The 908-nt window shown below is 32.2% G+C and carries 1 protein-coding gene; it reads left to right on the top strand.

Translation table 11 applies throughout. From position 1 onward, the window contains the following. A partial coding sequence (locus ACYQ44_RS10365) for a methyl-accepting chemotaxis protein (protein ID WP_459997207.1) occupies positions 1-908 on the top strand: 908 nt, incomplete at both ends.

Here is a 908-nt window from a genome sequence, read left to right as displayed (position 1 = left end):
CAAAAAAAATATCGAAACCATTAATAGAACTAAGTCAAAAAGTAGATAAATTTGCAACAGGAGATTTCACAGTAAAATTTGAAGCAAAAGGAAGAGATGAAACAGCGATAATAGCGAAATCATTACAGAACATGGCAAAAAAACTAACAGAAACAATAAAATGGTTACTAGAAGCAGGGAAAAAGATAGAAGAATCATCAGAAACATTAACGGAAATATCTGAAAAAACAATGAGTTCAAATGAAGAAGCATTAGAGAAATCAAAAAGGATAGAAGAAAATGCAGAAAACGCAGCAGCAACAACAGAAGAATTAACATCAGGAGTAAATGAAGTGTCAATAGCGGCACAAAATGTATCAGAAACATCAGTAGAAATATCGCAAGAAATAAATGAAACAACAGAAATAACAGAAGATGGAGAAAAATCGATAAAAGAAATAACAAAAATAATAGAAAAAGCAGTAGAAAAATCAAAAGAAACAGAAAAAACAGTAGAAGTATTATCTGAAAAAGCGGCAAACATAGGAGAAATAGTAGATACAATAACAACAATAACCGAACAAACAAATTTATTAGCATTAAATGCAGCAATAGAAGCAGCGAGGGCAGGAGAAGCAGGAAAAGGTTTTGCAGTAGTAGCAGATGAAATAAGGAAATTAGCAGAAGAAAGTAAAAGAGCAACAGAAGAAATAGCAACGATATTAACAGAAATAAAAGAAGGAGCGAAAGAAGCAAGCAAAGCTACAGACGAAACAGCAGACGTAATAAAAGAAGTAGATGAAAATGCAAAAGAAATAGAAAAGAAATTCCAAAACATATTAGAAAGAGTAGAAAGCATAAATCAGAGGATAGAAGGGTTAACAGCAAGTGCAGAAGAACAAAGTGCATCAACAGAAGAAATGGCAGCA

The sequence above is a fragment of the Marinitoga arctica genome (genome assembly GCF_054657315.1).
The sequence above is the reverse complement of the archived record's forward strand: the minus strand, read 5'-3'. Positions and strand labels throughout refer to the sequence as shown.